We start from the raw sequence: 19,522 nt of genomic DNA on the forward strand, positions 1-19,522 counted from the left end.
CGGTGTCACCGCGTCACGGCGTCGGCAGGTCCGACATGCCGGGGATGTCGGGGATGCCCTCCAGCGCGTCCGAGTCGGTCTTCTTCAGCGTGTCCTTCGTCCCGCTGCCCCACGCGACCACGACGGTCTTGCCGTCGTTGGACTCGACCTCCCCCGTGATCCGGGTGGTGTCGCCGTCGGCGCACTTCAGCTCCAGGGCGGGCTTGCCCTCGCCCGAGACGGTGCCCGTGCAGACATGGGCGTCGGCGAGGACGACGGCCTGCCCGGCGGCCACGGACAGCACCACCGGCCGGCCGTCGTCGGTCTTGCCCGACCAGGCGCCCTCCAGCGCCTTCGCGTCACCGGCGGAGCCGCCGTCCGTGCCGCCGTCCGCGTCGCTGCCGCCGCCCGCCGTGGGGCTCGCGCTGGACCCGGAATCCTTGCCCGAGTCGCCCTTGTCGCCGTCGCTTCCGCAACCGGTGAGCGCGAGCGCGGTCAGCAGACCGGTCGCGAGGACTGCGCCGGTACGTGCGATTTTGTACATGTGGAATTCCCCCTGGAAGACGAATGGCCATCCAAGCTACCAGTGGGTCGCAAGGGGCGCCGAGAAGTCAACTCCCGGAATCGGGAGCCTGGGAGGCCGTTCATACGTCTCTCTCTGCGAGACCTGTAATCGCGAGAACACCCCGCGTGCACGTGCATCCGCCCGTGCATCCGCTCATGCATCAGGAATTGAACACAGCTATGATCCGGGACAGTTGACACTTGCACCTTGCAACTCGGGGAGCGTCCTGTGCACCACGTGTACAACGGCATGGCGGCCACAGAGCTCCGCGGAGTCGTCTGGCAGAAGAGCAGACACAGCAACTCCCAGGGTTCCTGCGTGGAGTTCGCGAAACTGCCCGACGGAGATGTGGCGATGCGTAATTCGCGCCACCCGGACGGCCCGGCGCTGGTCTACACGCCGGCCGAGATAGAGGCGCTGCTCCTCGGCGTGAAGGACGGCGAGTTCGACCACCTGGTGGGCTGACCCCGTACGCCACAGAGGGCCGAACCCCGCCGGAATCCAGCGGTGTTCAGCCCTCGGGCGGTGTGCCACGCGGTGCGCCGGCCGGTCGCACCGCCCCCGTTCACACCGGGTCGGTCAGTCTGAACAGAGCCCAGACGACCTTGCCTCGGGAAGCCGCCGCGGCCGGCGCGCTCTCAGCGGTCAGTACGGGGGAGGGGTGCCAGCCCCAGCAGTCGCTGAAGGACTCCACCAGGAACAGCCCGCGGCCCGACTCGGCGGAGTCCGCCGCCTCGGAGGCGACCGGGCTCGCCTGACTCGGGTCGCGCACCGCGCACACCAGCCGCGAGGTCCAGCGCATCAGGTGCAGCCGTACGGGCGGCTCCTGGGGCTCGCGCGGCTCGTCGGCCGGCAGGGCGTGCCGCAGGGCGTTGGTGACCAGCTCGGAGACGACGAGCGCGACATCGTCAAAGCGCTCGCTCAGTCCCCATCCGCCCAGCGTCGCCCGGGTGAACTGCCGTGCGCCGCCCACCGCTTCGTAGTGCGGTGGCAGGGTGCAGGTGGCCGACCCGGAGACGGCCGAGGGGTCGATGGGAGGAAGCCCCTGCCGTAACGGCTCGAGCATCGTCGATCCATTCGTCCCCATGCGAGGCACTCCCGGAAATCGCGGCTGGACCGGTACTCCGTACCGGCGACAGCGGCACAACACGAACGAGAACGCAGGTGCGCGGGCTCCATGGTTCCGAATGCGCACAGCAGATGCAAGGGCAGATGCACGTGCACGCGCCGGACCTGTCCGACGCCGTCCGGTTCTTGCTCATTTCTTCCCCGTCCCGGTTTCGGCCTCTTCCCAAGCTCTTCCCATTTCCGTAATCGAATGAGTACGGGGCGAAGCGTTTTGATGGCAGAATCCGGCACTTGGGGTTCAGGGGGAGCCCCGATGCCAGGAAGCGATGGGGAGGGTTGGACCAGTGGCGGCAGGCGAGTCGAGTGGGTCCGTGGTGCGGCGCATCCTGCTGGGCTCTCAGCTCAGGAGACTGCGTGACTCGCGAGGCATCACGCGCGAGGCGGCCGGCTACTCGATCCGGGCCTCCGAGTCGAAGATCAGCCGCATGGAGTTGGGACGGGTGAGCTTCAAGGCCAGGGACGTCGAGGATCTGCTCACGCTCTACGGCGTCACGGACGAGGCGGAGCGCGACTCCCTGCTCGCCCTGGCACGTGAGGCCAATGTGGCGGGCTGGTGGCACAGTTTCGGGGATGTACTGCCCGGCTGGTTCCAGACGTACGTCGGTCTGGAGGGTGCGGCCTCGCTCATCAGGATCTACGAAGTCCAGTTCGTGCACGGGCTGTTGCAGACCGAGGACTACGCCCACGCGGTCGTCTCCCGGGGCATGCGCGGCGCGCCGCCGGCCGAGATCGAGCGCCGCGTCGCACTGCGCCTCGAACGGCAGAAGGTCCTCGTCTCCGAGCGGGCGCCCCGCTTCCACGCCGTGCTGGACGAGGCGGCGCTGCGCCGCCCGTACGGCGGACGCGAGGTGATGCGGGCGCAATTGCGGCATCTGATCGATATGTCGGAGCAGCCGAACATCACGCTCCAGGTGATGCCGTTCAGTTTCGGCGGGCACTCCGGCGAGAGCGGATCCTTCACCATGTTGCGATTCCCGGAATCCGATCTGTCGGACATCGTGTATTTGGAGCAGCTGACCAGCGCGCTCTATCTGGACAAGGACGAGGAAGTCGCCCAGTACGAAAAGGCGATGACGCGGCTCCACGAGGAGTGCCCGGATCCGGAGGAGAGTCGTGACCTGCTCCGAGGACTTCTCCAACTCTCCTGAATTTTCAGTACGATGGCGCTCCTACAGGAGTCTGCACCTGAGTTAAGGGATCGCATGTCCTTCTTCCAAGAGCTGGCCGGCCAGTACATCGACGGTGAATGGCAGACGGGCACCGGCTCCTGGGACATCATCGATTTCAATCCGTACAACGGTGAGAAGCTCGCCGCGATCACCATCGCGACCGCCGCCGAGGTGGACAGCGCCTACCGAGCCGCCGAGCGCGCGCAGGGCGAGTGGGCGGCGGCGAGTCCGTACCGCCGCCGGGACGTCCTGGAGCGCGCGCTCCGGGTCACCGAGGAGCTGGCCGACGAGATCACCGACGCGATCATCGAGGAGCTGGGCGGCACCCGCACCAAGGCCGCGTACGAGCTGAGCCTCACCCAGGAGTTCCTGCGCGAGGCCACCCGGCAGGCGCTCTCCCCGGAGGGCCGCATCCTGCCCTCCGCCGCGGACGGCCGGGAGAACCTGCTCTACCGGCTGCCCGTCGGGGTCGTCGGAGTCATCAGCCCCTTCAACTTCCCGCTCCTGGTGACGATGAAGTCGGTCGCGCCCGCGCTCGCCCTCGGCAACGCGGTCGTCGTCAAGGCCAACCAGAACTCGCCCGTCGTCGGCGGCGGGCTCGTCGCGCGGATCTTCGAGGAGGCCGGGCTGCCGGCCGGGCTGCTCAACGTGGTCGTCACCGACATAGCCGAGATCGGCGACGCGTTCATCGAGCACCCCGTGCCCCAGGTGATCTCCTTCGCCGGATCGGACCGGGTCGGCCGCCATGTCGCCGCCACCGCGGGCGCCCTCTTCAAGCGGACCATCCTCGAACTCAGCGGCAACAGCGCCCTGGTGGTGCTGGACGACGCGGACATCGACTACGCGGTCGACGCCGCCGTCTTCAGCCGGTTCATCTACTCCGGCCAGGTCTGCATGGCCGCCAACCGCATCCTGGTGGACCGCTCGGTGGCCGACGGGTTCACGGAGAAGTTCTGCGCCCGCGTCGCCGCCCTGAAGACCGGCGACCCGCGCGAGCCGGACACCAGCATCGGCCCGGTCATCAACACCTTCCACGCCGACTCGCTGGCCGCCCTGGTCGACCAGGCGATCGCCGAGGGTGCCGAGGCCCCGGTGCGCGGACGGGTGCGCGGCAATCTGGTCGAGCCGACCGTGCTCACCGGGCTGCCCGAGGACTCCCCGCTGCTGCACCAGGAGATCTTCGGCCCGGTCGCGCTGCTGGTGCCCTTCGACGGCGAGGACGAGGCGGTGCGGATCGTCAACGACAGCCCGTACGGCCTCAGCGGCGCCGTGCACACCGCGCGCACCGGGCGGGGCGTCCGGTTCGCCCAGCGCATCCGCAGCGGGATGTTCCACGTCAACGACTCCACCGTGCACGACGACCCGGGCATCGCGTTCGGCGGCGAGAAGGACTCCGGTCTGGGCCGGATGAACGGGGACGCGGCGGTGGACGCGTTCACCACCCAGAAGTGGATCTCCGTCCAGCACGGCCGCAGCGTCTTCCCCTTCTGACCTCGCCGGACACCTCCGAGGACTCGGCCCGCCAGGCCCGCTAGGCTGGCCGAGTTGACCAGAGAGGTGGAGGGCATGTCCGCGATCCGGCTGCTGGTCCTCGGCGCCGTACGCCAGCACGGCCGGGCCCACGGCTACCAGGTCCGCAACGACCTGGAGTACTGGGGCGCCCACGAGTGGTCCAACGCCAAGCCCGGCTCCGTCTACCACGCGCTGAAACAGCTCGCGAAGCAGCACCTGCTCCTCGCCCACGAGGTGGCCCCGAGCACCGCCGGCGGACCGCCGCGCATCGAGTACGAGATCACGGGGCGCGGCACCGAGGAGTACTTCGCCCTGCTGCGCGCCTCGCTCACCTCGTACGGCCAGCGGATGGACGTCCTCTCGGCGGGCATCGGCTTCATCGTCGACCTGGAACGCGCCGAGGCGGTGTCCCTGCTCCGGGAGCGCCTGAAGAACCTCGCGGACTGGCGCTCCGCCGTCACCGGGCACTACCTCCCCGAGGGCGGCCCGGAGCAGCTGGGCCACATCGGCGAGGTCATGAACTTCTGGGTCCACTCGGCGGACGCGGGCGCGGAGTGGACGCGCGGCCTGATCGCCCGGATCGAGGCCGGCGCCTACGTCTTCGCGGGCGAGGGCGACGCCTTCGTCGGCGTACTCGCGGAGGGCGAGGAGAACCCGTACGCGACGGGCTAGCTCAGTGGTGGAAGGACGTGGCCGCGTTCTGGTCCCTGGTCAGCGGGTGCGGCTGGGCGCGGAGTTCGGGCATCAGGAGGCGCAGGTCCTCCAGGAGCAGTTCCGCCAGGTCCGAGGAGAAGCCGTTGCGGCACACGATACGGAGCACCGCCAGGTCCTCCCGGTGGGCGGGGAAGGTGTACGCGGGCACCAGCCAGCCGCGTTCGCGCAGCCGCCGTGACACGTCGAAGACGTCGTACGCCGTCACCTCCGGTTTGGTGGTGAGCGCGAAGACGGGCAGCTGTTCGCCCCGGGTGAGCAGCCGGAAGTCGCCCAGCTCCTCGATCTTCCCGGCCAGCCCGGTCGCCACGTCCCGGGCCGCCTGCTGCACGGCCCGGTAGCCGTCCCGGCCCAGCCTCAGGAAGGTGTAGTACTGCGCGACGACCTGGGCGCCGGGCCGGGAGAAGTTCAGCGCGAAGGTGGGCATGTCGCCGCCCAGGTAGTTCACCCGGAAGACCAGCTCCTCGGGCAGCTCGGCGGGCGAGCGCCACAGCGCCCAGCCGACGCCCGGGTAGACCAGGCCGTATTTGTGGCCGGAGGTGTTGATGGAGGAGACCCGGGGAAGCCGGAAGTCCCACACCAGGTCCGGGTCGAGGAACGGCGCGACCATGGCGCCGGAGGCCCCGTCGACGTGGACGGGGATGTCGAGGCCGGTGCGCTCCTGGAGGTCGTCCAGGGCCGCGCACAGCTCCGCGACCGGCTCGTAGCTGCCGTCGAAGGTGGAGCCGAGGATGCCGACGACGCCGATGGTGTTCTCGTCGCACAGCTCCACGGCGGCCTGCGGGTCGAGGTGGAAGCGGTCGCCCTCCATGGGGACGAGGCGCGGCTCGACCTCCCAGAACGTGCAGAACTTCTCCCAGCACACCTGCACGTTCACCCCCATCACGAGGTTCGGCTTGGCGCTCGCCGGGTAGCGGTCGGCGTTCTTGGCCGTCCAACGGCGTTTGAGTGCCATCGCGGCGAGCATGCACGCCTCGCTGGACCCGGTCGTGGAACAGCCGACGGCCGCCGAGGGGTCGGGTGCGTGCCAGAGGTCGGCGAGCATCGACACACAGCGCCGTTCCAGCTCGGCGGTGCGCGGGTACTCGTCCTTGTCGATCATGTTCTTGTCGCGGCACTCGCCCATCAGCACCCCGGCCTGGGGCTCCATCCAGGTGGTGACGAAGGTGGCGAGGTTGAGTCGTGAGTTGCCGTCCAGCATCAGCTCGTCGTGGACGAGTCCGTACGCGGTGTGGGGCGGCAGCGGTCCGTCCGGCATCCGGTGCCGGGGCGGGGCCGCCTCCATTCCGGCGACCGGGTCGGCGACCCCGTAGAAGGGGTTGAGCGCCAGCTTGCGCTGCTCGGTCGACGGTTCGCCGTCGTGCGCGGAGCCCCGGTGGAGCGGCATCACGGACCTGCCCTTCTCGGCTCGCGCCCGCGAGACCGGACGAATCCGACGATACGGACGGCCTCCGCGCCCGACACCCGGTGCTGGTCCGTCCGGCTCAGCGCAGCGGGGTGCCGTCCTCACGCAGCTGCATCATCGGCCGGCCGGTCACCAGCAGCCAGGCGGGCAGCGAGGCCACGCACAGCAACGGCAGCAGGGCCGTGTCGAAGCCCAGCACCGCCGCCGTGAACAGGCTCAGCCAGCCCTGCCGGGTGACGGCCAGCAGGACGCCCAGCACCCCGCACGTCACCGCCACCGCCACCGGCACCGCGTCCACGAGGGCGTGCGCGCACAGGCCGAGGGCCACGCCCGAGAACACCGCCGGGAAGATCCGGCCGCCCCGGAAGCCACAGGTCGCCGCGATCACCAGGGCCGCCGTCTTCACCACCGCCATCGTCCCGAACTCGGCGGCCGACCAGCCCTCCGGATCGGCGGCGATCGTCTTCACCTCGTCCAGCCCCTTGAACAGCGTCAGGTGCCCGCCCAGCGCCCCGAGCAGCCCGAGCGCGAGGCCGCCCAGGGTCAGCGCGAGCACCGGATGCGGCAGGGCCCGGAAGAAGCGGTGGACCAGGGGGAACGCGTACACCGCCGCGAGGCCGAGGACCGCTCCGGCCGACGCGATCACGAGGGCGGCGAGCAGGTCGCCCCAGCCGGTGTGCGTGTACGGGGGCAGCGACAGGTCGAAGCTGGGGTGGGCGGCCAGCGACATGGTGAGGGAGCCCGCCGCCCCGGCCGCGAGCGGCCCGAACAGCTTGTCCCAGAGCGCGCCGGTGCCGGGCGTGGCGGCCAGCGCCTCGGTGAGGATCAGGGCGGCGGCGACCGGGGTGCCGAAGAGGGCGCCGATGGTGCCGGCGGCGGCGAGCGCGAGCCATACCTCACCGGGCGCGCCCGGGGCGATCCGGCGGCCGGCCCAGGCGGCCAGGGCGATGTTGGCCGCGGTGATCGGGTTCTCCGGGCCGAGGCTGACGCCGCCCGCCAGGGCCAGGACGGTGACCACGAGCAGACCGGGCACCACGTAGGGCGGCAGCGGAGGGTCGACGAGCCCCATGGTCGCCGGGTCCGGGCCGCCCCGGCCGGGTACGGCGCGCAGGACCAGGCCGGTCACCAGGCCCATGGCCGTGAGCATCACGATCATCCACAGTGAGGAGTACCGGCCTACGGACAGCGCGTCGGGCAGCGTCTCCCACAGCACGTCCTGGAGCTGCTCCGCGAGCAGGCTGACCCCGAGCAGGACCAGGGCCGAGGCCACACCCACGGCCAGGGCGGGCACGATGAGCGCAAGCAGCCGGCGGGCGGGGGCGGGGGCGGGCCCGGCGGCGACGGCGGAATCGGTCGGCATCGGCACACCATAGCGACGCGAAAGCTGTAAAACCGCTCAAATGGTGTGGTCGGCGGGCGGGACTTGCACCTCACGCGGCGTGAGGGCCCAGGCTCGTCCCCGTACCCACACAGGAAGGAGCGGGGAGCCATGGAACACTCCGTGGGACAGGTCGCCGGCTTCGCCGGGGTCACGGTGCGCACCCTGCACCACTACGACACCATCGGCCTGCTCTCACCGGGCGGGCGCAGCCACGCGGGCCACCGGCGTTACGACGACGCCGACCTGGACCGGCTGCAGCAGATCCTCTTCTACCGGGAGCTCGGCTTCCCGCTGGACGAGATCGCGGACCTGCTCGACGACCCGGCCGCGGACCCGCAGGAGCACCTGCGCCGCCAGCACGCGCTGCTGTCGCACCGGATCGAGGAGCTCCAGCGGATGGCCGCCGCCGTAGAGACAGCGATGGAGGCACGCAGGATGGGCATCAACCTCACCCCCGAGGAGAAGTTCGAGGTCTTCGGCGACAAGGACCCCGACCAGTACGCGGAGGAGGCCGAGCGCCGCTGGGGCGGCACCGACACCTACGCCGAGTCGCAGCGCCGGGCCGCCCGCTACACCAAGGAGGACTGGCAGCGGATCAAGGCCGAGGTCGCCTCCTGGGGCGAGCGCTACGACGCGCTGATGGAGGCCGGTGAGCCGGCCGACGGTGAGCACGCCGCGGACCTCGCGGAGGAGCACCGGCTCCACATCTCCACCTGGTACTACGAGTGCACCTACGAGATCCACCGGGGCCTCGGCGAGATGTACGTCGCCGATCCGCAGTTCAAGGCGTTCTACGACGCCATGCGGCCGGGCCTCGCCGAGCACCTGCGCGACGCGATCGAGGCGAACGCGCGCCGCCGCGCGTAAACGGTCACGGAGGCGGGTGGAACCCGGGGCCGCCCCAAGGCGTTGATAGCTTGGGGCGGCCACGCAGCCGCCCATCGACCTCATCCTGGAGCCCGGACCCTTGAATACGCTTGCGCTCGGACCGAGCTGGCTGGACCCGGACCATCTCATCGGACAGTTCGGCCTAGCCGGCGTGCTGGTCATCGTCTTCGCCGAGTCCGGGCTGCTCATCGGCTTCTTCCTGCCCGGTGACTCCCTGCTGTTCACGACGGGCCTGCTGGTCACGACCGACAAGCTGCACACCCCGCTCTGGCTGGTCTGCGTCCTGGTCGCGCTGGCCGCGGTCATCGGCGACCAGGTGGGCTATCTCTTCGGCCGCAAGGTCGGCCCCGCGCTCTTCAGCCGGCCCGACTCCCGCCTCTTCAAGCAGGAGAACGTCGAGAAGGCCCACGAGTTCTTCGAGAAGCACGGCCCGAAGTCGCTGATCCTGGCCCGCTTCGTGCCGATCGTGCGGACCTTCACCCCGATCATCGCGGGCGTCAGCCGGATGAACTACCGCTCGTTCATCGTGTTCAACGTGATCGGCGGCGTCCTCTGGGGCGTCGGCGTGACCCTGCTCGGCGCCGCCCTCGGCAACGTCGAGTTCGTCCACAAGAACATCGAGGCGATGCTCGTCCTGATCGTGCTGATCTCGGTCGTCCCGATCGCCATCGAGTTCCTGCGCGCCCGGAGCAAGGCCAAGAAGGAGGGCCCCGCCGCCGGAAGCGGCGAGGTGCCCCCGCAGGACCCGGCCGGCGGCCGCCGCGGCCGCCACGCCAAGCGCTGACCGCTCTTCGGCCTCCGACCCCGTCAGAAGCCGCGCGTCCGCTTGGCCGCGCGCCGGTTCGCGCCGCCGACCGCGCCCGGCACCCGCATGAACAGCCGGGAGATCTCGCTCCCCAGATTCACCCCGATGGCGATGGCCAGGGCCGTCGCCACCGCCGTGGACAGTGAGGCGAGGCCCCGGTCCAGCTCGTTCTGCGCGACGCCCAGCAGGCCGAAGTACGTCGCGGAACCGGGCAGCAGCGGCCCGATCGCCGCCGTGATGTACGGCAGCGACGACGTGTAGCGGTACCGCGAGAACAGTTGCCCGAACAGCCCGACGAGCCCGGCCGCGGCGGCCGTCGCGGCCACCGCCGACAGGTTGCCCGTCTGGGCCATCGCCCCGTAGACGATCCAGGCCACGCCGCCGTTCAGGGTCACCGCGAGCACCGTCGCCCGCTCCTGCTGGAGCAGGATCGCGAAGGCCAGGGTCAGCACCATCGAGGCCAAGGTCTGGATCACCGGCCGGTCGTGCGTGATGAACCGCGCCTCCGGGTCCAGCTCGGCCCCGAGCTGCAGCCCCCCGTACAGGGCCAGCAGCACCCCGGTGACGATCGCGATGAAGAAGTACATGACCTCCAGGAGCCGCGCCGAGGCCGTGATGTAGTACCCGGTCAGACCGTCCTGCACGCCCGCCACCAGGGCCCGCCCCGGCAGCAGCGCGAACAGCCCACCGGTGATCACCGCCGACGGCCGTACGTCCGACCAGTGCGTCAGCGTCAGCGCCACGCCCATCGCGGCGGGCGGCATCGCCGCCACCACGAACTGGTAGAACTCCGGCAGCCCGCGCCCCGCGCACAGCCAGGCCAGCCGGTCACCGAGCATCGCCCCGAGCGCCGCGATCAGGAACACCAGCGGACCACCGCCGACCAGCACGGACGCCGCCCCGGCCAGCCCGCCGGCGGCCAGCGTGAGCACCCAGCCGGGATACGGGTGCCGGTTGCGCCGGATCTCCGCGAGCCGTCGGTACGCCTCCTCCAGCGACACCTCGTCGTCGGCCGTCGTGATGTCGTCGATCAGCCGGAAGACCGCCGCGAGCCGCGTGTAGTCGGTGCCCCGTCGGCGTACCGTACGGCTCGCCGTCACCGGGTCGTCCACCAGCGACGGCTGGTGCGAGATCGACAGCAGGGTGAACGTCACGGTCGGCTCGCAGCGGTCGAGCCCGTAGCTCCGCATCACCGCGAACATGGCCGCCTCGACGTCCTCGGCGCCCTCACCGCCCGCGAGCAGCAGCTCCCCGATACGCAGCGTCAGGTCGAGCACGCGCGGGACCGGGGGCCCCGCCTCCTCGTCGTGCCGCTGGACCGGCTCGGGCGCCGGGCGATCGGCGACCGGCATCCGCAACATCGTGCGCATCCGGTCCTGCCAGGGCGCCTCCTTGGTCAGCCGGACCATCGGCACCCCGTACGCCGGAGTGAACGCCGGGGAGTCCCGGAAGCTGTACGTGCGCGGCGTGGCGAAGGCCGAACCGGTCGTCTCGGACCCGGAAGCGGAACCCGTACCGGAACCGGAACCGGGGGCCGGCTGCTCGGGTGTCACGCCGTCCGGGAGGGCGAACTCCGACGTCGGGTGGTCCTCCTCCGGCGGCGCCGCCGGTTCGGTCCCGGTCGGCCACGAGAAGGCGCTGTGCGCCTCATCGGACTGGGGCTTTTCGTCCTCGGGCCCGCCCGGTTCCGCCACCACTCGACCTCGCTCCTCCTCGGCTGCGCGTTCTCGGGCGCACTCCTGCCCAGTATGGCCACGCCCAAGGGAGGGCACACGGAACGGGCGGCACACCGGTGAGGTGTACCGCCCGTATCAGAGCCCGCTCACACGAAGCGGAACGTCAGTGCGCGCCGCCCTGCGCCTCAAGGCGCTTGCGGGAGGCGACGATCTCGGCCTCGGCCTCGGCGCGGCCGACCCAGTCGGCACCCTCGACGGACTTGCCCGGCTCCAGGTCCTTGTAGACCTCGAAGAAGTGCTGGATCTCCAGGCGGTCGAACTCCGACACGTGCTGGATGTCCTGAAGGTGCTCCACCCGGGGGTCGGAGGCCGGGACGCACAGCAGCTTGTCGTCGCCGCCGGCCTCGTCGGTCATCCGGAACATGCCGATCGCGCGGCACTTGATGAGGCAGCCCGGGAACGTCGGCTCCTCCAGGATCACCAGCGCGTCCAGCGGGTCGCCGTCCTCACCGAGGGTGTCCTCGACGAAGCCGTAGTCCGCCGGGTAGCTGGTCGAGGTGAAGAGCCGACGGTCCAGACGAATCCGGCCGGTCTCGTGATCCACCTCGTACTTGTTGCGCGAACCCTTCGGGATCTCGATAACGACGTCGAACTCCACGGGTGGCTCCTCCATGATCAACACATACGACTGGTGGTTAAGTGTCCCTCACGCAGATGTGTGCTCGCGAAAGGGGCTGGTCAACGGTGGCCGAGCCGGTGGAAAGACCGTCCACGGAACCGCCCGGCACGCCCGGCGGCGGTATCGCGGCCCGCCTGGGCGTACGCGGCGGAGTGAACGACTGGCAGTTCACGGCCGTGTCCGCCGTCGTCGGACTGGCCCTCGCGGCCGGCGCCGTCCTCGCCGCCGGACCCTGGGACTCGGGTCAGCGTAAGGCCGAGCGGGACCGGGCGGCCGCCGCCGAACGCACAGGTGGCGCACATCACGACGGCGGCGACGCCGAGGGCCCCGCCCCGGCCCCCAGCGCCCCCGCCGTCCTCGCCGCGCTGGGCGCCACCGGCACCGGCCCGAAGGACGCCCCGGCCGGCGCCACCCGCGACCTGCGCGCCGTCCTGGAGCCGCTGCTGAGGAACGACGCGCTCGGCACCCGGCGCGCCGCCGTCGTCATCGACACCGCCACCGGCAAGCGGCTCTACGGCAAGGGCGCCGACGCCCCCATGACGCCCGCCTCCACCGTCAAGATCGCCACCACCGTCGCCGCCCTCGGCGCCCTCGGCCCCGCCCACCGCATCCCGACCACCGTGCGCGCCTCCGACGACCTGCGCACCGTCACCCTCGTCGGCGGCGGCGACCCCACCCTCGACAAGGCCGCCCTGCGCGCTCTGGCCACCGAGACCGCCCGTGCCCTCAGGGCCGGCCAGGCCCCCTCCGTACGGCTGCGCTACGACGCCTCCGCCTATTCGGGGCCCACGCACCACCCGATCGGCCCCAACGAGAACATCGCGCCCATGAGCGCCCTGATGCTGAACGAGGGCCGCCAGGACGACTCGATCAAGGGCCCCGCCGCGCGCACCGAGGACCCGGCGGGCGACGCCGCCCGCGCCTTCGCCGGATACCTGAAGGACGCCGGCGTCACCACCAAGGGCGCACCCGCCCCCGGCCGCCCCGCCAAGACGTCCCGTACCGTCGCCACCCACCTCTCCGCCCCCCTCTCCGGCCTGGTCGAGCGCGCCCTGACCAACAGCGACAACGACATCGCCGAGGCCCTGGCCCGGCAGACCGCCATCGCCGCCGGGCAGCCCGCCGACTTCACGGGCGGCCGACGGGCCGTCACGGCCCGCCTGAAGAAGCTCGGCCTGCCCCTCAAGGGCGTGAACATCGCGGACGGCAGCGGGCTCAACCGCGAGGACAAGGTGACCGCGGCCCTCCTCGCCGGCCTCCTCGCCCGGGCGGCCGATCCCGCCCACCCCGAACTGCGCCCCGTCCTGACCGGCCTCCCCGTGGCCGGCTTCAGCGGCACACTCAGCAGCCGCTACACCAGCGAGGCCGGCGGCACCGGCTTCATCCGCGCCAAGACCGGCACCCTCACCGGCGTCAACAGCCTCGCCGGCACCGTCGTGGACACCCAGGGACGGCTGCTCTCCTTCGCCTTCCTCGCCTCCGGCACCACCGCCCCCACCGAGGCCCAGAAAGCCCTCGACAAACTCGCCACCGCCCTCGGCGCCGGGAAGCGATGAGCCCGTCAACACCGCACCGCATCAAGGGTCGAGCACGTACGGTTGACGCATGACGAGCATCGGTGGTGCAGGGATGGTCGACTGGAACCTCGCGGTCGCGACCGCGACCCGGCTTGTGCGGCCGGGCCCCGAGATCAGCCGCGAGGAGGCCCGCGAGGTCGTCGCGGAGCTGCGCAGGCACGCGAAGGCGGCGGAGGAGCACGTCCGCGCCTTCACCCGGATGATCCCCGAGGGAACCGAGCCGGAGGACACCCCCGTCCTCGTCGTGGACCGCACCGGCTGGATCAGGGCCAACGTCGCCGGCTTCCGCGAACTGCTGCGCCCCCTCCTGGAGAAGATGGAGGAACGGCGCTCCGGCGGCGCGGGCGGCGCCGTGCTCGGTGCGGTCGGCTCGAAGGTCACCGGCGTCGAGGTCGGCATGCTGCTGTCCTTCCTCGCCTCCCGCGTCCTCGGCCAGTACGAGACCTTCGCCCCCGCCTCCCGCGAGCTCCCCGCCTCCGCCGAGGGCGGGGGCCGCCTCCTGCTCGTCGCGCCCAACATCGTCCACGTCGAGCGCGAGCTGGAGGCGGACCCGCACGACTTCCGGCTCTGGGTCGCCCTCCACGAGGAGACCCACCGCACCCAGTTCACCGCGGTGCCCTGGCTCCGCGACCACCTCCAGGGCGAGATCCAGTCCTTCCTGGACGAGACCGACGTCGACCCGATGACCTTCCTGGAGCGGCTGCGCGAGGCCGTCCAGTCCCTCGCCGGCGGCCGGCCCGAGGGCGAGGAGGGCGAGGACGGCGGCCGCAGCCTGGTCGAGCTCGTCCAGACGCCCGCCCAGCGCGAGATCCTCGGCCGCCTCACCGCCGTGATGTCCCTCCTGGAAGGACACGCCGACTACGTGATGGACGGCGTCGGCCCCGAGGTGGTCTCCTCCGTCGCCGAGATCCGCGAGAAGTTCCAGCAGCGCCGCGCCCAGGGCGCCGGCCGCCTCGACCAGGCCCTGCGCAAGCTGCTCGGCCTCGACGCCAAACTGCGCCAGTACCGGGACGGCGAACGCTTCGTGCGCGCCGTCGTGGACGAGGTCGGCATGGACGGCTTCAACCGGGTGTGGACCTCGCCCAACACCCTCCCCACCAAGGCGGAGATCGCCCGTCCCGCGGACTGGATCGCGAGGGTGCACCGTAAGGCAGAGTCGTGATCAAGGTCCCCGGTACGAAGGCAACGCGCCGGTAATCACCCATCCGAGGGACCGTAGGGGCATGGGAAGGCGTGCAATGCTCGATGAACGGCATTGCTCTGTCACCATCGACGCACTCTGAGTGACGGCACTCCTTTCCGTCCCGGCACTCCGAGACACCCCTCAAGATCCTCACGAAGGGCACCGGACATGGGTCCCCATCCTGCGGTCGCGGCGATACGCCTGGCGGTCCGCCGCGTACTCCACGACGTCATCGCCGAACACGCCGAACAGACCGAACGCGCCGGGCGCGCCCCGCACCCCGAGCTCGCCCGGGCCGGCGCGGGCAGCCGCTCCGGTACGCTCCCCGACCGCCCCGGCGCCCCCCTGGTGCTCGTGGCCTGCTCCGGCGGCGCCGACTCCATGGCGCTCGCCTCCGCCCTCGCCTTCGAGGCCCGCAAACTCCCCGTCCGGGCCGGCGGCATCACCGTCGACCACGGCCTCCAGGACGGCTCCGACAGCCGCGCCGTCGAGGTCGCCGCCCGGCTCGCCGCCATGGACCTCGGCCCCGCCGAGGCAGTCGCCGTCCACGTCGGCCGCGAGGGCGGACCCGAGGCCGCCGCCCGCGACGCCCGCTACGCCGCGCTCGACGCCGCCGCCGAACGCCACGGCGCCGCAGCCGTCCTCCTCGGCCACACCCGCGACGACCAGGCCGAGACCGTCCTGCTGGGCCTCGCCCGCGGCTCCGGCATCCGCTCCCTGTCCGGCATGGCCGCCGCCTCCGGCCCGGCCGGCCGCTACCGCCGCCCCTTCCTCCAGCTCGACCGGCAGACCGCCCGCACCGCCTGCCTCGCCCAGTCCCTGCCCGTCTGGGACGACCCCCACAACATCGACCCCGCCTACACCCGCTCCCGGCTGCGCCACGAGGGCCTGCCCGCCCTGGAGAAGGCCCTCGGCAAGGGCGTGGTCGAAGCCCTCGCCCGTACGGCCCAGCTCTCCCGCGACGACGCGGACGCCCTCGACACCTGGGCCGCCGCCGCCGACCGTGACGTACGCGACGACGCGGGCCGGCTGGAGTGCGCCAAGCTGTACGCGCTGCCCCCCGCCGTACGCCGCCGGGTGCTGCGCCGGGCCGCCATAGAGGCGGGCTCCCCGGCCGGTTCGCTCTTCGCCCGGCACATCGAGGAAGTCGACCGCCTGGTCACCGGCTGGCGCGGCCAGCAGGCCATCAACCTGCCCGGCCGCGTCGAAGCCCTGCGGCAGGGTGGCAGACTGGTCATCCGGCAGAGCTGACGCACGAGCGGCTGACACGCAGGGCGAGCGGCCGCGCAGGCCCGGGACTCCACCCCCGGACCGGCAGGCACAGAAAGAGACGCGGGTGAACGAGAAGGACATGGGCACCGACCTCCAGTCGGTGCTCCTCACCAAGGAAGAGATCGACGCGAAGCTCGTGGAGCTGGCCGCGAAGATCGACGCGGAGTACGCCGGCAAGGACCTGCTCCTCGTCGGTGTCCTCAAGGGCGCCGTCATGGTCATGGCGGACCTGGCGCGCGCGCTGTCCACCCCCGTCACCATGGACTGGATGGCCGTCTCCTCGTACGGCGCGGGCACCCAGTCCTCCGGTGTCGTCCGGATCCTCAAGGACCTGGACACCGACATCAAGGGCAAGCACGTCCTGATCGTCGAGGACATCATCGACTCCGGCCTGACGCTGTCCTGGCTGATGTCGAACCTGGGCTCGCGCGAGCCCGCCTCGCTGGAGATCTGCACCCTCCTGCGCAAGCCGGACGCGGCCAAGGTCGCGCTCGACTGCAAGTGGGTCGGCTTCGACATTCCCAACGAGTTCGTCGTCGGCTACGGCCTCGACTACGCGGAGAAGTACCGCAACCTCCCCTTCGTCGGGACCCTCGCCCCGCACGTATACGGAGGCTGAGGGCCCGCGGACCCGCCGCAGGGCCCGCCGGGAACCCTCACGGGCCGCCCGCCGTTGAGCCTTCGAGGCGCGATTGCCGGACGTCCGAGGCGGACGCCGGTGACCATGCTGGGGTACCGTCCGAAGAACAGTCTTTACTCACAGCAGCATTTACCTACGGGCAGGAGGGACGGGGCGTCTTCGCCTCGTATGGATGGACGTGAAGCGATACTTCCGTGGGCCGGTCATGTGGATCGTGCTGGCCGTCCTCGCCGTGGTCGTGTTGATGAATGTCGTCGGCTCGGGCGGCGGCTACAAGACGGTGGACACCGGACAGGTGATCCAGGCGATCAGCAAGAACCAGGTGGACCAGGCCAAGCTCACCACCGGTGACGATCACATCATCAAGGTGGAACTGAAGGACGGTCAGAAGCTGTCCGGCGAGTCCGGCAGCAAGTTCCAGGCGAGCTACATCGGCAACCAGGGCGTCCAGCTCGCCGACATGCTCCAGAAGAAGTACGAGAGCGGCGACATCAAGGACGGGTACACCGTCTCGCCCTCGAAGCAGTCCCCGTTCGTCTCGATCCTCTTCTCACTGCTGCCGTTCGTCCTCATCGTGGTCGTCTTCCTGTTCCTGATGAATCAGATGCAGGGTGGCGGCTCCAAGGTCATGCAGTTCGGCAAGTCCAAGGCCAAGCTGATCACCAAGGACACCCCGAAGACGACGTTCGCCGACGTGGCGGGCTCGGACGAGGCGGTCGAGGAGCTCCACGAGATCAAGGAGTTCCTCCAGGAGCCGGCCAAGTTCCAGGCCGTCGGCGCCAAGATCCCCAAGGGCGTCCTGCTCTACGGGCCTCCCGGTACGGGCAAGACCCTGCTCGCGCGCGCCGTCGCGGGCGAGGCGGGCGTCCCGTTCTACTCGATCTCCGGCTCCGACTTCGTGGAGATGTTCGTCGGTGTCGGCGCCTCCCGGGTCCGCGACCTCTTCGAGCAGGCCAAGGCGAACGCCCCGGCGATCGTCTTCGTGGACGAGATCGACGCCGTCGGCCGCCACCGCGGCGCCGGCATGGGCGGCGGTCACGACGAGCGCGAGCAGACGCTCAACCAGCTCCTCGTGGAGATGGACGGCTTCGACGTGAAGGGCGGCGTCATCCTGATCGCCGCCACGAACCGCCCGGACATCCTCGACCCGGCGCTGCTGCGCCCGGGCCGCTTCGACCGGCAGATCGCGGTCGACCGGCCGGACATGCAGGGCCGTCTGGAGATCCTGAAGGTCCACCAGAAGGGCAAGCCGGTCGCCCCGGACGTCGATCTCGGCGCCGTCGCCCGACGCACGCCCGGCTTCACCGGTGCCGACCTGTCGAACGTGCTGAACGAGGCCGCGCTCCTGACGGCGCGCAGCAACCAGAAGCTCATCGACAACGCGATGCTGGACGAGGCCATCGACCGTGTCGTGGCGGGCCCGCAGAAGCGGACCCGGATCATGTCCGAGAAGGAGAAGAAGATCACCGCGTACCACGAGGGCGGACACGCCCTGGTCGCGGCGGCTTCCCCCCAGTCGGACCCGGTCCACAAGATCACGATCCTCTCCCGCGGCCGCGCCCTCGGTTACACGATGGTGCTCCCGGAGGAGGACAAGTACTCCACGACGCGCAACGAGATGCTCGACCAGCTGGCGTACATGCTGGGCGGGCGCGCGGCCGAGGAGCTGGTCTTCCACGACCCGACCACCGGCGCCGCGAATGACATCGAGAAGGCCACGGCGACGGCCCGCTCGATGGTCACGCAGTACGGCATGACCGAGCGGCTCGGCGCGATCAAGTTCGGCGGCGACAACACCGAACCGTTCGTGGGCCGCGAGATGGGCCATCAGCGCGACTACTCGGAAGAGGTCGCCGCGCTGGTGGACGAAGAGGTCAAGAAGCTCATCGAGACCGCGCACAACGACGCGTGGGAGATCCTCGTAGAGAATCGCGACGTGCTTGACTCCCTGGTTCTCCGCCTCCTGGAGAAGGAGACCCTGGGCAAGGAGGAGATCGCCGAGATCTTCGCCCCGATCGTCAAGCGCCCGGCCCGCCCCGCGTGGACCGGCTCCGCCCGCCGCACCCCGTCCACCCGTCCGCCGGTCCTCTCCCCGAAGGAGCTCGCCCTCACCAACGGCGCGAGTACGGCCGCCGTCCCGGTCACGGACACCGTCCCGAGCACGGAGGCCCTCCCCGAGGAGCGTCCCGAGAGCTAGTCACCGACCCGGTGTGTCCCCCGTCACGGGGCTCCCACCAGGCCCGGAATGGATGCCGCGTCCCCCAGGTTCTAGCCTGTTGGGGGCGCGGCTTTTCCGTACACCTGCGCGGATGCCCCCGCAGTGACAGCTCAAGGAACGAGGCACACATGACCGACCCGGTGACGCTGGACCCCCAGGGGCCGATCGGCGAGTTCGATGAGAAACGTGCCGAGGCCGCTGTCCGGGAGCTGCTGCTGGCCGTGGGCGAGGACCCCGACCGCGAGGGCCTGAAGGAGACGCCGGGGCGGGTGGCGCGGGCGTACAGGGAGATATTCGCCGGCCTGTACCAGCAGCCCGAGGACGTCCTGACGACCACGTTCGACCTGGGTCACGACGAGATGGTGCTCGTCAAGGACATCGAGGTGTTCAGCACGTGTGAACACCATCTGGTCCCGTTCCGAGGGGTGGCGCACGTCGGGTACATTCCGGCCACCAGCGGCAAGATCACCGGCCTGTCGAAGCTGGCCCGGCTCGTGGACGTCTACGCCCGCCGGCCGCAGGTGCAGGAGCGGCTGACCACGCAGATCGCCGAGTCCCTGATGGAGATCCTGGAGCCGCGCGGCGTCATCGTCGTCATCGAGTGCGAGCACATGTGCATGTCGATGCGCGGCATCCGCAAGCCCGGGGCGAAGACGCTGACCTCCGCGGTCCGCGGACAGCTGCGCGACCCCGCGACGCGCGCCGAGGCCATGAGCCTCATCATGGCGCGCTGA

The 19,522-nt window shown here is 70.9% G+C and carries 18 protein-coding genes; 12 read left to right on the forward strand and 6 right to left on the reverse strand.

Features of this window, described 5'->3' with window-relative positions; all coding sequences use genetic code 11:
• Positions 1-13: 13 nt before the first annotated feature.
• A complete protein-coding gene (locus OG867_RS17785; RefSeq protein ID WP_406286554.1) occupies positions 14-523 on the reverse strand; it encodes a hypothetical protein in 510 nt (169 codons plus the stop codon).
• A 249-nt stretch (positions 524-772) separates the two neighbouring features.
• On the opposite strand from OG867_RS17785, the gene OG867_RS17790 reads away from it, so the two are divergent.
• Complete coding sequence (locus tag OG867_RS17790; RefSeq protein ID WP_018102227.1) at positions 773-1,009, forward strand: DUF397 domain-containing protein; 237 nt, start codon at positions 773-775, stop codon at positions 1,007-1,009.
• 100 nt (positions 1,010-1,109) lie between these two features.
• Here OG867_RS17790 and OG867_RS17795 read toward each other — a convergent pair whose 3' ends face one another.
• A complete protein-coding gene (locus OG867_RS17795) occupies positions 1,110-1,610 on the reverse strand; it encodes an ATP-binding protein (protein WP_328900872.1) in 501 nt (166 codons plus the stop codon).
• Between the two features lie 328 nt (positions 1,611-1,938).
• Here OG867_RS17795 and OG867_RS17800 point away from each other — a divergent pair, with 328 nt between their 5' ends.
• The 3 genes from OG867_RS17800 to OG867_RS17810 all read left to right on the forward strand — a co-directional run bounded on the left by OG867_RS17800 (position 1,939) and on the right by OG867_RS17810 (position 5,025).
• On the forward strand, positions 1,939-2,820 hold the full coding sequence (locus tag OG867_RS17800; protein ID WP_328900871.1) for a helix-turn-helix transcriptional regulator: 882 nt from the start codon (positions 1,939-1,941) through the stop codon (positions 2,818-2,820).
• A gap of 54 nt (positions 2,821-2,874) precedes the next feature.
• The gene (locus tag OG867_RS17805) at positions 2,875-4,332 is read left to right on the forward strand and encodes an aldehyde dehydrogenase family protein (RefSeq protein WP_406286557.1); all 1,458 of its coding nucleotides are present in this window, start codon (positions 2,875-2,877) and stop codon (positions 4,330-4,332) included.
• Positions 4,333-4,407: 75 nt separating this feature from the next.
• Positions 4,408-5,025 (forward strand): PadR family transcriptional regulator, encoded by a 618-nt coding sequence (locus tag OG867_RS17810; protein ID WP_406291009.1) that lies wholly within the window; start codon positions 4,408-4,410, stop codon positions 5,023-5,025.
• Between the two features lies 1 nt (position 5,026).
• On the opposite strand, the gene OG867_RS17815 is transcribed toward OG867_RS17810, so the two are convergent.
• Both OG867_RS17815 and OG867_RS17820 read right to left on the reverse strand, forming a co-directional pair.
• Complete coding sequence (locus tag OG867_RS17815) at positions 5,027-6,451, reverse strand: glutamate decarboxylase (RefSeq protein WP_406291012.1); 1,425 nt, start codon at positions 6,449-6,451, stop codon at positions 5,027-5,029.
• A gap of 97 nt (positions 6,452-6,548) precedes the next feature.
• Entirely contained in the window at positions 6,549-7,829 is a 1,281-nt protein-coding gene (locus tag OG867_RS17820) for an ion channel protein (RefSeq protein WP_406286559.1), read from the reverse strand.
• A gap of 129 nt (positions 7,830-7,958) precedes the next feature.
• Between OG867_RS17820 and OG867_RS17825 the strand changes: the two genes are divergently transcribed.
• Complete coding sequence (locus OG867_RS17825; protein WP_328900867.1) at positions 7,959-8,717, forward strand: MerR family transcriptional regulator; 759 nt, start codon at positions 7,959-7,961, stop codon at positions 8,715-8,717.
• Between the two features lie 100 nt (positions 8,718-8,817).
• Positions 8,818-9,522, forward strand: a complete 705-nt coding sequence (locus OG867_RS17830) for a DedA family protein (RefSeq protein WP_406286562.1) — start codon at positions 8,818-8,820, stop codon at positions 9,520-9,522.
• 23 nt (positions 9,523-9,545) lie between these two features.
• Here the strand turns inward: OG867_RS17830 and OG867_RS17835 are convergent, their stop codons facing one another.
• Both OG867_RS17835 and OG867_RS17840 read right to left on the reverse strand, forming a co-directional pair.
• Positions 9,546-11,240: a threonine/serine exporter family protein gene (locus tag OG867_RS17835; RefSeq protein ID WP_328900865.1), complete on the reverse strand. Its 1,695-nt coding sequence runs from the start codon at positions 11,238-11,240 to the stop codon at positions 9,546-9,548.
• 142 nt (positions 11,241-11,382) lie between these two features.
• Entirely contained in the window at positions 11,383-11,877 is a 495-nt protein-coding gene (locus OG867_RS17840; protein ID WP_018520452.1) for an inorganic diphosphatase, read from the reverse strand.
• A gap of 86 nt (positions 11,878-11,963) precedes the next feature.
• Here OG867_RS17840 and dacB point away from each other — a divergent pair, with 86 nt between their 5' ends.
• From dacB to folE, 6 genes are all read left to right on the forward strand, one after another.
• Complete coding sequence (gene dacB / locus OG867_RS17845; protein WP_406286565.1) at positions 11,964-13,454, forward strand: D-alanyl-D-alanine carboxypeptidase/D-alanyl-D-alanine-endopeptidase; 1,491 nt, start codon at positions 11,964-11,966, stop codon at positions 13,452-13,454.
• Between the two features lie 49 nt (positions 13,455-13,503).
• Positions 13,504-14,637, forward strand: a complete 1,134-nt coding sequence (locus OG867_RS17850; RefSeq protein WP_406286567.1) for a zinc-dependent metalloprotease — start codon at positions 13,504-13,506, stop codon at positions 14,635-14,637.
• Positions 14,638-14,826: 189 nt separating this feature from the next.
• Positions 14,827-15,909, forward strand: a complete 1,083-nt coding sequence (gene tilS, locus OG867_RS17855) for a tRNA lysidine(34) synthetase TilS (protein ID WP_406286569.1) — start codon at positions 14,827-14,829, stop codon at positions 15,907-15,909.
• Positions 15,910-16,009: 100 nt separating this feature from the next.
• The gene (hpt, locus tag OG867_RS17860) at positions 16,010-16,549 is read left to right on the forward strand and encodes a hypoxanthine phosphoribosyltransferase (protein ID WP_037777945.1); all 540 of its coding nucleotides are present in this window, start codon (positions 16,010-16,012) and stop codon (positions 16,547-16,549) included.
• 193 nt (positions 16,550-16,742) lie between these two features.
• The gene (ftsH, locus tag OG867_RS17865) at positions 16,743-18,767 is read left to right on the forward strand and encodes an ATP-dependent zinc metalloprotease FtsH (protein ID WP_328900861.1); all 2,025 of its coding nucleotides are present in this window, start codon (positions 16,743-16,745) and stop codon (positions 18,765-18,767) included.
• 149 nt (positions 18,768-18,916) lie between these two features.
• Positions 18,917-19,522 (forward strand): GTP cyclohydrolase I FolE, encoded by a 606-nt coding sequence (gene folE / locus OG867_RS17870; protein WP_328900860.1) that lies wholly within the window; start codon positions 18,917-18,919, stop codon positions 19,520-19,522.

This window comes from Streptomyces sp. NBC_00209 (assembly GCF_045206345.1).
Taxonomy (GTDB): domain Bacteria; phylum Actinomycetota; class Actinomycetes; order Streptomycetales; family Streptomycetaceae; genus Streptomyces.